We start from the raw sequence: 12877 nt of genomic DNA on the forward strand, positions 1-12877 counted from the left end.
CCGCGCCTGGCACGGAGCCGACAGCGAGAACCGGGCGCGCCGTGGTGAGACCTCACCCGGCGCGCCTTCTTTATTCGCCGCCCCGCGAGCCTTGGCCCTGAACTCCCTGCTGCTCCTGAAGCTGCTGCTGGTCCCCAGCCTGATCGCCGGCATCACCGCCGCCGGCCGGCGCTGGGGTCCGGCGGTGGCCGGCTGGCTGTCGGCCTTCCCGGTGGTCTCGGCGCCCATCCTCTGGCTGCTGGCGCTGGAACGCGGGGCGGACTTCGCGGCGCAAGCGGCGGCGGCGACGCTGTCGGCGGTGCTGGCGATCCTGGTGTTCGGCATCGCCTATTGCCGCGCCGCGCTGCGCCACGGCTGGCCGCTCAGCCTGCTGATCAGCCTCGCCGCCTATGCGCTGGCGGTGGCGCTGCTAAATCTCTGGACGCCGCCGCTGTGGCTGGCCGCCGGCAGCGTGCTGCTGGCCCTGTGGCTGGCGCCCGGCGCCTATCCCGCGCCGCCGCCCTACAGCGTCCCCTCGCGCACGGCACGCGGTGATCTGTTCTGGCGGATGCTCGCCGCTGCGGCGCTGGTGCTGGGCGTCACCGGCGGCGCGGAAACCCTGGGGCCAAGGCTGAGCGGCCTGCTGGCGATGTTCCCGGTGATGGCCAGCGTGCTGGCGGTGTTCTCGCACCATCAAGCCGGGGCCGGCTTCAGCATCCGGCTGCTGCGGGCGATGGTCTACGGCTACTACGCCTTCGCCGGCTTCTGCCTGATCCTGGCACTGACGCTGCCAGCGATGAGCGCGGGTCTGGCCTTCGCCCTGGCGCTGGCAGTGGCGGCAACGATCCAGGCGCTGGCGCGCAGGCGCATGCAGCGCGCCGCGCCCTGAGCCGAGGTCAGCGCTTGCCTTCGGCGACCGTCGCGGGCCGTGGCGACCCCAGCATGGGGATGTCGAAGCGCTGGTAGAGGTCGGCCAGCAACCACAAGGGGCCGATCAGCAGGAACTGCAGATCCTTGAAGAACGAGGGCTTGGCGCCCTCGATGTGGTGACCGATGAACTGCAACACCCAGCCGACCAGGAAGATCGCTGCCGCCACCCAGATCAGATTGGCGCCGCTGAGGTCGCGCAGGCTCAGCACGCCGGCATAGAACACCGCCGACAGCAGCGCCATGCCGGCGGCCAGCCGCCAGGACAGCAGCAGGTAGTAGCCGACGAAGATGGCAATGGAGGCGGTGGCAGGGTTGATCAGCTCATTGCCCAGCGGGATCGCCTTGAGCGCGCACCAGACGGCGAACACGATCAGCGGAATGCCGATCCAGTGGGTGAGCTTGTTGCGGGGGTTGCGGTGGCTGGCGCTGTACTCGTCCAGCCACTGGTGCAGTGTTTTCATGGCGCGGTCTCCTCGACGACAACTTTACATCTGGCGTTTTTTTTCCAGTATCCGCTTGCCCCCCAGAGCCCACGATAGTAAAAGCGGCTCTGGCTTTGGATCGCATTGCTTCGCAGTAAAGGAGATGGCTCGCGCATGGTGGACGTTCCGCGCACGGATAGCGCCGACCCGGTGGACCGGGTCATCGCCCAGCTGTACCGCTCGGTGCTGGCGGTACCGCCGCCGGAATTCCGCGCCTGGGCGCTGGACCGCATCAACACGGTGGTTCCGCACGACGCCGCGCTCTGGGGCACCGGCTTCTGGGAAGGCCGCCGCTTCCACAATGTCACCCTGCGCGATGTCCCGGAAGACTACCCACTGCGGCTGGAACGTACCGCCGACGAGAACCCGCTGATCCGAAGGATGCTGGCGGTGCCGGAAGTGCCCACCACCATGGACAGCGTCTACCCCGACGAGCAGTTCTTCCAGTCGCGGCTCTACCACGAAGCCTTCGAGCCGGTGGGCATCCAGCGCATTCTCGGCACCGTGCATGTCGACCCGCGCTCTGGCCTCTACTCGCTGGTGTCCTTGTACCGGCGTGATCGCAACGCCCATTTCACCGATGCCGAGAAGGCGATCCAGCGCCGCCTCAACTACCACCTGTTCAACGCGGTCTCGCACTCCTTTTTCATCCATCTCGCCCGCACCCACCGAGACCGTCCGGCGCAGGCGATGGCGGCGGTGGTGGATGTCCGTGGCCAGTTCCACGAGGCCCAGCCGCGATTCCTCGACGCGATGGAGCAGCACTTTCCCGACCATCGCCAGCGCACCCTGCCGTTCCCCTTGCCCGGCCCGGGCGAGACCCGCAACGTCGGCAGCCTGTGCGTGCGCTGCGAGGCGATGGGTGATCTCTACATCGTCCACATCTGGCCCTCGGGCCCGCTCGACAAGCTCACCCAGCGCGAGCGCGAGATCGTGATCGCGGTGGCGCACGGCCTGTCGTTCAAGCAGGCGGCGCGCAAGATCGGCGTGGCACCCTCGACAGTCGCCAACCACCTGTACCGCATCTACCGCAAGCTGGGCGTCGCCAGCCGCACCGAGCTGGCCGACCTGATTCATGCCGAGGTTCCAGCCGAGGACTGAGCGCCGGCGAGTGGCTGACAAAGGCCACCGGGAAATCAGCCGGCGCGGTCTATAAACTTTCCGCCGGGTTCGCGCATCCGACCCGCCAAGGCCACACTACCCGCCATGCAAATCATCAGCCCGCAAGACTTGAAGCCCCTGCTCGACCAGGGTGCCGTCACCCTGCTCGACGTGCGCCTGCCGGACGAGATCGAGGCGGCCAGCCTGCCGGGCGCGGTGCTGATCCCCCTGCACGAACTGCCGGCGCGCCACACCGAGCTGCCCAAGGACAAGCCGCTGGTGGCGATGTGCCACCACGGCGTGCGCAGCCAGACTGCCGCGCGGTTTCTGGAACGCAATGGCTACCCCGAGGTCTTGAGCCTCGACGGTGGCATCGACGCCTGGTCGTGCAGCGTCGATGCGACCATCCCCCGCTACTGAGCATCCCCATCAACACACTTCCGGACTCGCCATGCGCCTGACCCGCTACGCCGTTGCCCTCGCCGCCGGCTGCTGCGCCACCGCCGCCCAGGCCAATGCCCTGCTCGACGTCTACCAGCAGGCCCTGGCCAATGACAAAACCTTCCAGGCCGCGCAGTTCCAGCGCGATGCCGCCCTGCAGGCCAAGCCGCTGGCCATGGCCAACCTGCTGCCGCAGATCGGTGCGCAGGCGTCCTACACGCAAAACAACACCAGCGGAACCGATGCCAGTTCGTCCGGCTCGGGCAGTTCGAGCGGCAACAATACCGACGTCGAAACCAAGACCAGCGCTTACGGAGTGAGCCTGACCCAGTCGATCTTCGACTGGTCGGCGATCCAGAAGCTGCGCCAGTCCACCGATCAGGTGGCGCTGGCCGAGACCGGCTACCGCGCCTCGCAGCAGGACCTGATCCTGCGGGTCGCCACCGCCTACTTCAACGTGCTGGCCGCCGCCGACACCCTGCGCTTCTCGCAGGCGGAAAACCAGGCCGTGGGCCGCCAGTTGGAGCAGTCCAAGCAGCGCTTCGAAGTAGGCCTGTCGGCGATCACCGACGTGCAGGAAGCCCAGGCCCGCTACGACCTGACCGTGGCCTCGCTGATCAACGCCGAGACCGCGCTGTCCAGCGCCCGCCGGGTGCTGGCCGAGACCACCGGCGGCACCGACAACGCCTCCGGCGCCGTCCCCGAGGACATGCCGCTGGCCGGCCCGGATCCGCAGACCCCGGCGACCTGGATTGAAGCCGCGCGCAAGGACAACCTCAGCGTGCTCGCCGCACGCCTGCAGGCCGAGATCGCCAAGAAGGACATCCAGATCGCCCAGGCCGGCCATCTGCCGACGCTGAGCCTGCAAGGCAGCTACAGCAACTCCGACTCCGACGTGGACTACTCGGGTGTCGGCACCTTCCCGCGCGACAGCGAGGGCACCTCGATCGGCGTGGTCGCCAAGCTGCCGCTGTTCGCCGGCGGCGCGGTGCGCGCCGGCGTCAAGGCGGCGAGCAGCACCTCCAGCCAGCGCCAGGCACAACTGGAAAGCGCCACCCGTACCGCCGAGCGCCAGACCGGCGACGCCTACCAGGGCGTGCTCTCGGGCATCGCCCGGGTGAAGGCCTACAAGCAGGCGGTGATCTCGTCCAAGACCGCGCTGGAAGCCAGCGAAGTCGGCCTGCAGGTCGGTGCCCGCACCTCCATCGACGTACTCAACGCCCAGCAGCAGCTCTACTCCGCCGAGCGCGACTACGCCCGCGCCCGCTATGACTATCTGCTGTCGGTGCTGCAACTGAAGGCCTACGCCGGCCGCCTGGTCGAGGCCGACCTGGCCGAGATCGACCGCCTGCTGGTTGGCGGCTGAACCTCTGCCGCTACGACCCCCGGGCCGCCTGCCGCATCCATTGCGGCAGGCGGCCCGTTTCGTTGGGGTGGCACGCACCTCCCGGCCCCGGCGGCCGGACCGACCATCGCCAGGGGTGGCCGGAACGCCCGTCGTCCGGCTAGGGTGGATCGCCCTGGCTTGTCCGCCCCGATCAGGAGATTCCCATGCGAACGTCGCTGCCGACCCCGCTGTTGCTGAGCCTTGCTCTGGCCTCGGCGGTGCTGACCCCGGCCAAGGCCTCGCAGCGGCTGGCACTGACGGCGGTACCGCAGACCCTGCTGACGCCGGCCGAGGTGCGGGCCGAGATCGGCCGGGTGCAAGGCGATCCGCTGCGGTACGCGGTGGCGGAGCCCTTGAACCTGGATCAGCGCAGCGGCGCCTGGGACCAGACCGAGACCGGCCTGGCGCGCTGGCGCCTGCGCATCGCCTCCGACGGCGCACGCTCCCTGAGCCTGCACCTGCGCGAGCTGAATCTGCCGCAGGGCGCCCAGCTCTGGCTGTACGACGCCAGCGGCAGCGGTGACCGCCAGGGCCCCTACGACCGCGACAGCGCCGCCATCTACCAGGGCGAGCTGTGGCTGCCGGTGGTGCGCGCCAGCGAGGCGGTGCTGGAGGTGCAGCTCCCGATGGACGCCACCCCGGAGTTGCACCTGGCCGTCGCCGAGGCCTTCCACGGCTTCCGCAGCCTGACTTCAGCGGATGGCGTCGAACCCAAGGCCTCGATCGGCAGCGACTCCGGCAGTTGCAATATCGACGTGGTGTGCAGCGCCGGCAACGACTGGCGCAGCGAGATCCGCTCCACTGTGCTGCTGTCCACCGCCGGGGTCAGCCTGTGCAGCGGCTCGCTGGTCAGCAACACCGCGCAGGACGACCGGCCGCTGATCCTCACCGCCAACCACTGCGGCATCCGCAGCAGCAATGTCCGCACGGTGACCGCCTACTTCAATCTCCAGTCCGGCACTTGCGGCGGCAACCAAAACGGCCGCACCGACCAGAACCTCGCTGGCGCGAGCTTCCTGGCCCGTGACGAGAACTCGGACTTCACCCTGTTCACCCTCGCCAGCAAGCCGCCCAGCACCTACAACGCCTACTACGCCGGCTGGGACGCCCGCAGCGGCGTCGCGCCGCAGTGCGGCGTCGCCATCCACCACCCCAGTGGCGACGAGAAGAAAATCTCTGTCTACAACTCGGCAGCAACACCTGCGGACAACAACCGCATCTGTCAGAACGACAGCTGCAGCAGTTTCTTCACGGTCGACGCCTGGCGGGTGGTCTGGACGCAGGGCACCACCGAGGCGGGGTCTTCCGGTGCAGCGCTGTGGAACCAGGATCACCGGGTGGTCGGCGTGCTGTCCGGCGGCGGCGCCTCCTGCAGCGCGCGCTCGGAGCCGGACTACTTCGCCCGTCTGGAGCGCGGCTGGACGGCGAACAGCAGCGGCAGCGGCCAGCTCAAGGCGCATCTGGACCCCAATAGCAGCGGCTGCCTGACCCTGAGCGGCAAGAATCCCGGCAGCGCCTCGCCGGTGACCGCCTGTAGCGACCCGCCCCCATCTGACGGTAGCTCCTGCGCCCCGGATTCCGGCGACGGCGGCGGCGGCAGCCCCGGCCCGGCACTGTTGGCCGGGCTGGCGCTGCTGGCTATTTCACGCCGTGCATGCCGCGCCGCAGCCGCGGCGTAGCCAGGGCGTAGAGCAGGCCGGCGCCGATGCCGACCGCTGCCATCAGCTCGAACAGCTGCACATAGCCGGCCGAGGCCTGGGCGAAGTCGAGCGTGCTGCCCTCGGGAATCTCGATGGAGGCCAGCTTGCCGAACTGCGCGGCCAGCACCTCGGAGTAGGCGGTCGCCAGCCAGAAGGCGCCCATCATCAAGCCCACGACCTTGGCCACCGACAACTGGGTGACGGCCGACAGGCCGATGGGCGAGAGGCACATCTCGCCGATCTCCAGGACGAAATAGGCCAGCACCAGCCACCAGACGCTGGCCAGTTCGCCACCGGCGGCGGCCTTGGCAGCGGCGATCATCGGCAGAAACGACAAGCCGGCCACCGCCAGGCCAATCGCCATCTTCGCCGGCTTGCTGGGGTTGAGGCCGCGCCGCTCCAGCCAGGGCCAGAGCCAGGAGAACACCGGCGCCAGCGCGACGATGAAGAAGGCGCCGAGGAAGGTCAGCGAACCGGCAGTCTGCGGCACCAGCACGATGTCGTGGACGATGGCGATCACCAGCCCCAGCACCAGCAGGCCGACCATCGCCAGCGCCAGGCCCTTGCGGCCGCGGTCGCTGGCGGCGAGTGCCACGATCATCAGCGGCGGCGAGGCGACCAGCGAGTACAGCGCCCAGGGCAGATGGCCGACCGCGCCGGCGTCGAGGCCGAACAGCTCCTTGGTCAGCAGGCGGTCGGTGAAGGTGATCCAGGAGCCGTAGGTCTGCTCGTAGAGGGTGAAGAAGATCAGCACGCCGACGATCAGCACCACCAGGGTCAGCATCTGCGCGCGCTCCACCTTGGAGCAATGACGCACCAGGTACCAGACGAACCAGGCCAGGAAGCCGAGCGCGATCAGGTGCATGGCGCCGTGCACGGTCCAGGTGCGCTGGATCAACTGCCAGACCAGGGCGACGCCGCCGAAGCCGGCGAGGTAGATCAGCCATTCGCGGTTCAGCGGCCCGACCTTCTCCTTCAGCCTGGCCGGATCGTTCGGCTCGGCATGACCCTGTAGATACTTCTGCCCCCAGAGGAACATGCCCAGGCCGGCGAGCATGCCAATGCCGGCGGCACCGAAACCGTACTTCCAGCCATAGGTCTCGCCAAGAAAGGCACAGATCAGGCTGGCGAACAGCGCGCCGACATTGATGCCGGCGTAGAACAGGGTGAAGCCGCCATCGCGGCGCGGATCGCTCTCCGGGTAGAGCTTGCCGACGATGGTGGAAATATTGGGCTTGAGAAAGCCGACACCCATGATGATCAGCGCCAGCGACAGGTAGAACACCTGGAGCGCGAACTGATCGCGCACCACCACGCCGTCGACCAGCCGGGCCGCGTGGCCCTCGTAGGCCATGCCCAGGTGCCCGAGCACCAGCAGCACGCCGCCGTAGATCACCGCCTTGCGCATGCCCAGGTAGCGGTCGGCCACCAGGCCGCCGATCACCGGCACCGCGTAGACCAGGCCCCCGTAGGCGCCCAGCAGGTCGTAGCCGGCGTCGTCGCTGAACAGGTGGTACTTGAGCACGTAGAGCAGCAGCAGCGCCTTCATGCCGTAGAAGCTGAAGCGCTCCCACATCTCGGTGAAGAAGCAGACGTAGACGCCCTTGGGGTGGCCGAGGAAGTCCGTGTGCGCGTGGGCGGTGGCGGTCATGGGGGAAGACAAAAGGGGGATGCCCCGAGTGTAGCCATGCCGCGACGCGAAAACGTAACATCGACCCGTTCGTGCCCCGCACGCCTTGCCTTCTCCCTTCGATGAAACGCCTACTCCTCGCCGCCAGTCTCGCGGCCACCGCCACTGTTGCCATGAGCGCTCCCCAGCCCTTTACCTACAACGAGCTGGTCCGCTTCGAGCGGGTCAGTGATCCGGTCGCCTCGCCCGACGGCCAGCGCATCGTCTACACCCTGCGCAAGACCGACTACGAGGCCAACAAGGGCGTGCGCTCGCTCTGGCTGCTCGATCTCGCCAGCGGCAAGAGCCGTCCGCTCACCGGCGGCAAGGGCAGCAGCGACAGCGCCCAGTGGGCGGCCAATGGCGATCTCTACTTCCTCTCGAGCCGCTCCGGCTCCTCGCAGGTCTGGAAGCTGAGCCTCACCGGCGGCGAAGCCCAGCAGGTCAGCGACCTGCCGCTGGACGTGGTGGCCTACACGCTGTCCCCGACCGGTGACCGCATCGCGGTGGCGCTGGAAGTGTTCCCCGACGCCAAGACCCTGGCTGAGACCAAGGAGCGCCTCGACAAGGCCGAGAAGAATCCCAGCGCCGGGCAGTTGCACGACAAGCTGTTCGTGCGCCACTGGGATACCTGGGCCAGCGGCGCCCGCAACCAGTTGTTCGCGCTCGCACTCAAGGACGGCATCGCAGTCGGCGAGCCGCTGCCGCTGAGCCAGAACCTCGACGGTGACGCCCCCTCCAAGCCCTTCGGCGGCGCCGAGGAATTCAGCTTTTCGCCGGACGGCAAGACCCTGTACTTCTCGCTGCGACTGGCCGGCAAGACCGAGGCCTGGAGCACCAACCTCGATGTCTGGAGCGTGCCCGCCGACGGCTCGAAGAAGCCGAGCAACCTCACCGCCGGCAACCCGGCGACCGATGTCGGCCCGGTGGTCTCGCCGGACGGCAAGACCCTCGCCTACCGCGCCATGAAGCGCGCCGGCTTCGAGGCCGACCGCTACGCGATCATCCTGCGCGACCTCGCCAGCGGCCAGAGCCGCGAGCTGGCTGCCGACTGGGACCGCTCGGCCGAGACCCTGGTCTGGTCCGCCGACGGCAAGACGCTCTACACCAAGGCCGATGAGCTGGGCCAGAACAAGCTGTTCGCCATCGAGGTCGCCAGCGGCAAGGTCAGCCCGCTCACCGGCCCCGGCACGGTGGAAGGCTTCACCCTGAGCGCGCGCGGCCCGGTGGTCGCGCACAACACCCTCGACCGCCCCACCGATCTCAAGCTGGTCGATGCCAGCGGCCTGAAGCCGCTCACCGCCCACAACGCCACCACGCTGTCGAACCTCAAGTTCGGCGCCTACGAGCAGTTCAGCTTCAAGGGCTGGAACGAGGAAACCGTGTACGGCTACGTGGTGAAGCCGGCCAACTACAAGAAGGGCAAGAAGTACCCGGTGGCCTTCATCGTCCACGGCGGTCCGCAGGGCAGCATGGGCAACCACTTCCACTACCGCTGGAATCCGCAGACCTATGCCGGCGCCGGCTACGCGGTGGTGTTCATCGACTTCCACGGTTCCACCGGCTACGGCCAGGCATTCACCGATTCGATCTCTGGCGACTGGGGCGGCAAGCCCTTCGAGGATCTGCAAAAGGGCTGGGCGCACGCGCTGAAGAGCTACGACTTTCTCGACGGCAACAAGGCCGCCGCGCTGGGCGCCAGCTACGGCGGCTACATGATGAACTGGATCGCCGGCAACTGGCCGGATGCCTTCAAGGCCATCGTCACCCACTGCGGCGTGTTCGATAACCGCAGCATGGGCTACAGCACCGAAGAGCTGTGGTTCGACGAATGGGAGCACAAGGGCACGCCCTACGAGGCGCCGGCCGCCTACGAGAAGCACAACCCGGTCAACTTCGTGAACAACTGGAAGACGCCGATGCTGGTGATCCACGGCGCCAAGGACTACCGGATTCCGCTGGAGCAGGGCCTCGCCGCCTTCACCGCCTTGCAGCGGCGCGGCGTGCCCAGCCAGTTCCTGGTGTTTCCGGACGAGAACCACTGGGTGCTGAAGCCGCAGAACAGCGTGCAATGGCACCAGACCGTCGAAGCCTGGCTGGCGCAGTGGCTGAAGTAATCAAGGATCAATCGATGCTCAAGAAGCTCAGTCTCGCGGCGCTCACCGCCGGCTTCGTCGCCTGCGCGGCGCCTACGCCGTATCCGCTGCCGGAACCGGCGACTCCGCCCGAACAGATCGCCGCCCAGGCGATCAGCGCCGCCGGCCTGGGCCGCCACATCGGCGTGCTCGCCTCTGACGCCTTCGAGGGCCGGCTGCCCGGCACGCCGGGTGAGGACAAGACCGTCGCCTACCTCAGCGAGCAGTTCAAGGCGCTGGGCCTGCAAGCCGGCAATCCCGACGGCCGCTATGTGCAGGACGTGCCCCTGGTCGGCATCAACGGCACGCCCACGCTGAGCTTCCAGGCCGGCAAGACCACGCTGGCGATGACCCCGGGCAAGGATTTCGTCGCCGCCACCGCGCGCTTCCTGCCGGAAGTGACGGTGAGCAATTCCAACCTGGTGTTCGTCGGCTACGGCGTGCAGGCGCCGGAATACGACTGGGACGACTACAAGGGCCTCAACGTCAAGGGCAAGACCCTGGTGATGCTGATCAACGACCCGCCGGTGCGCGGCGCCGACGGCCAGCTCGACCCGAAGAAGTTCGCCGGCAAGGGCATGACCTACTACGGCCGCTGGACCTACAAGTTCGAGATCGGCAGCAAGCTCGGCGCGGCCGCCGTCATCATCGTCCACGAGACCGAACCGGCGGCCTATCCCTGGAGCGTGGTCGAGCACTCCTGGACCGGCGAGCAGTTCGAGCTGGCCGCACCCGACAAGAACATGAGCCGGGTGCCGGTGCAGGCCTGGATCACCGTGGACAAGGCGCGCGAGCTGTTCGCTGCCGGCGGCCGCGACTACGACGAGCTGAAGCAGGACGCCGCGCATCCCAACTTCCAGCCGGTGTCGATCAAGGCCAAGGCCAACTTCAGCATCCGCAATGAAGTGCGCACGGTGGAGTCGCACAACATCGTCGCGCGCCTGCCGGGCAGCGATCCCAAGCTGGCGGCGGAGACGGTCATCTACACCGCGCACTGGGACCACCTCGGCCGCGACAGTCATTTGCAGGGCGACCAGATCTTCAACGGCGCGGTGGACAACGCCTCCGGCGTCGCCGGCCTCTTGGAGATCGCCAAGGCCTACAAGGCGCTGCCCTCGGCGCCGAAGCGCTCGGTGCTGTTCCTGGCGGTGACTGCGGAGGAGCAGGGTCTGCTCGGCTCGCGTCATTACGCCAAGAACCCGCTCTACCCGCTGCCGCTGACCAGCGCGGTCATCAACATGGACGCGCTCAATCCCTGGGGCCCGACCAAGGACTTGCAGGTGGTCGGCTCCGGCCAGACGACGCTGGAGGACACGCTGGCGGCGGTGCTCGCCGACCGTGGCCGCATCACCGTGCCGGACGCGCAGCCGGAGAAGGGCAGCTACTACCGCTCTGATCAGTTCGAGTTCGCCAAGGTCGGCGTGCCCGGCCTCTACGCCTGCCGGGGCAGCCAGGCCATCGGCCAGCCGGAAGGCTGGCTGGCGGAGAAGAACAAGGTCTTCACCAGCAACAGCTACCACAACGTCAGCGACGAAGTGCGCGAAGACTGGAACCTCGACGGCGCCGCGCAGGACATGCAGGCGCTGTTCGAGGTCGGCTACCGCCTGGCGCAGGGTACGGCGAGCGCCGAGTGGAAGCCGGGCTCGGAGTTCAAGGCGATCCGCGAGGCCTCGCTGGCATCCTGGGCGCCCTGAGCCGTTCGTTACGCGAAGCAATCACGGGCCGCACTACGCGGCCCGTTTTTTTTGTCCGCCGCCGGCCTCGGAGCACTCATTGGCTCAACACGAACCAGTCCCCTCCCCCGCGCGCGGGGGAGGCTTAGGGTGAGGGCGACAAGCCGAGCGTTCGGCGCTATGACGCGCGCTCCGCGAAGGCACCGCCGCTAGAGCATTTTCGATTTACGTCCATATGCATCGTCATACCGGCGAAAGCCGGTATCCAGTACTTCAGCCTGGGAAATCGTTGCTGGGACTGGATTCCCTGAATTCACAAACGAAATGCAACACCCTGAGGGCGTTTTGGGGGTGCTGCGATGGGAACGAAGTTCAAGCAGTTTGGTCTGGAAGAGCGATGTGAACTGGCCCGGCGTCGCGAAGCGGGGGAATCGTTGCGGCAAATCGCGGCAGCTCTGGATTGCTCGCCGTCGAGCGTATCGAGGGAGTTGAAACGCAATACCAGCCGTCAGAAGGGCTATCAGCCGGTTTATGCCCAGGAACAAGCCGGCGCGCGCCGCTGGCAAGGCAGCCGCCTGCTACGTGACGAAGGTCTGCAAGCGGAAGTCCTCGACTGTCTACGCCAGGGCTTCTCACCAGAGCAGGCTTCCGCCCGGCTGGATCACCGGATCAGCTACGAGAGCATCTACCGCTTCATCGACGCCCAGATCCGCCGTACCAACCACTACGCTTGGCGTCACTACCTGCCGCGCGGGAAGAGCCAGCGGGGCCGGCGCCCTGCTCGCGGCGGCTCCCCGGTCGAGCACATCCAGCAGCGGATTTCCGTGAAAAAACGGCCGGCCCAGGCCAACGACCGCCAGCAGCCCGGACACTGGGAAGCCGACTTGATGCTGTTTTCCCGATACGGACAGGCGGTGCTGACACTGCATGAGCGCAGCACCCGGTTTACGGCGGTCGCCGCCTTGGCGAGCAAGGCGGCAGAGCCCGTCGCCCACCGACTGCATGACTTGCTCGCGCCTCTACCGCCCACCCTTCGACGCACGCTGACCTTCGATAACGGCACCGAATTCGCGCGGCATTACACGCTCAACGAACGCCTGGGCCTGAAAACCTTCTTCTGCGATCCGCACGCGCAGTGGCAAAAAGGGGGCATCGAAAATGCCAACGGCCAGCTCCGTCGATTCCTGCCGCGCAAAACCGATTTGTCCACGCTCCCTCCCGAACAAATTCAGCTCGCCGCCCTTCTCTACAATCACACCCCGCGCAAATGCCTGGGCTTCCAAACGCCCGCCCAAGCTTTTGCCAAAGTGTTGCATTCCAACTGTGAATCCACCTTCCGGCTTGCGCCGGAATGACAGCAGTTCGATATCTGCACTTAAA

General features: G+C 67.5%; 10 protein-coding genes. 8 read left to right on the forward strand and 2 right to left on the reverse strand.

Annotation, left to right across the window (positions count from 1 at the left end; genetic code table 11):
• Positions 1-91 precede the first annotated feature (91 nt).
• Positions 92-868: a hypothetical protein gene (locus ED208_RS06055; protein WP_123210976.1), complete on the forward strand. Its 777-nt coding sequence runs from the start codon at positions 92-94 to the stop codon at positions 866-868.
• A 7-nt stretch (positions 869-875) separates the two neighbouring features.
• Here ED208_RS06055 and ED208_RS06060 read toward each other — a convergent pair whose 3' ends face one another.
• Complete coding sequence (locus ED208_RS06060) at positions 876-1370, reverse strand: Mpo1 family 2-hydroxy fatty acid dioxygenase (RefSeq protein ID WP_123210977.1); 495 nt, start codon at positions 1368-1370, stop codon at positions 876-878.
• A 135-nt stretch (positions 1371-1505) separates the two neighbouring features.
• Between ED208_RS06060 and ED208_RS06065 the strand changes: the two genes are divergently transcribed.
• The 4 genes from ED208_RS06065 (at position 1506) to ED208_RS06080 (ending at position 5999) form a co-directional block, all read left to right on the forward strand.
• The gene (locus ED208_RS06065; protein ID WP_123210978.1) at positions 1506-2492 is read left to right on the forward strand and encodes a helix-turn-helix transcriptional regulator; all 987 of its coding nucleotides are present in this window, start codon (positions 1506-1508) and stop codon (positions 2490-2492) included.
• A 105-nt stretch (positions 2493-2597) separates the two neighbouring features.
• Entirely contained in the window at positions 2598-2912 is a 315-nt protein-coding gene (locus ED208_RS06070; protein ID WP_123210979.1) for a rhodanese-like domain-containing protein, read from the forward strand.
• A gap of 31 nt (positions 2913-2943) precedes the next feature.
• Positions 2944-4299 (forward strand): TolC family outer membrane protein, encoded by a 1356-nt coding sequence (locus ED208_RS06075; protein ID WP_158608462.1) that lies wholly within the window; start codon positions 2944-2946, stop codon positions 4297-4299.
• Between the two features lie 185 nt (positions 4300-4484).
• Positions 4485-5999, forward strand: coding sequence for a trypsin-like serine peptidase (locus tag ED208_RS06080; RefSeq protein WP_123210981.1), 1515 nt, complete (start codon positions 4485-4487; stop codon positions 5997-5999).
• On the opposite strand, the gene ED208_RS06085 is transcribed toward ED208_RS06080, so the two are convergent.
• Positions 5959-7671 (reverse strand): peptide MFS transporter, encoded by a 1713-nt coding sequence (locus ED208_RS06085; protein WP_123210982.1) that lies wholly within the window; start codon positions 7669-7671, stop codon positions 5959-5961. The genes ED208_RS06080 and ED208_RS06085 overlap by 41 nt on opposite strands.
• A 101-nt stretch (positions 7672-7772) precedes the next feature.
• Between ED208_RS06085 and ED208_RS06090 the strand changes: the two genes are divergently transcribed.
• The 3 genes from ED208_RS06090 to ED208_RS06100 all read left to right on the forward strand — a co-directional run bounded on the left by ED208_RS06090 (position 7773) and on the right by ED208_RS06100 (position 12852).
• On the forward strand, positions 7773-9806 hold the full coding sequence (locus tag ED208_RS06090; RefSeq protein WP_123210983.1) for a S9 family peptidase: 2034 nt from the start codon (positions 7773-7775) through the stop codon (positions 9804-9806).
• A gap of 14 nt (positions 9807-9820) precedes the next feature.
• A complete protein-coding gene (locus ED208_RS06095; protein ID WP_123210984.1) occupies positions 9821-11518 on the forward strand; it encodes a M28 family metallopeptidase in 1698 nt (565 codons plus the stop codon).
• 338 nt (positions 11519-11856) lie between these two features.
• On the forward strand, positions 11857-12852 hold the full coding sequence (locus ED208_RS06100) for an IS30 family transposase (protein ID WP_123210985.1): 996 nt from the start codon (positions 11857-11859) through the stop codon (positions 12850-12852).
• Positions 12853-12877 lie beyond the last annotated feature (25 nt).

The organism is Stagnimonas aquatica (assembly GCF_003730135.1).
In the GTDB taxonomy this organism is placed as follows: domain Bacteria; phylum Pseudomonadota; class Gammaproteobacteria; order Nevskiales; family Nevskiaceae; genus Stagnimonas; species Stagnimonas aquatica.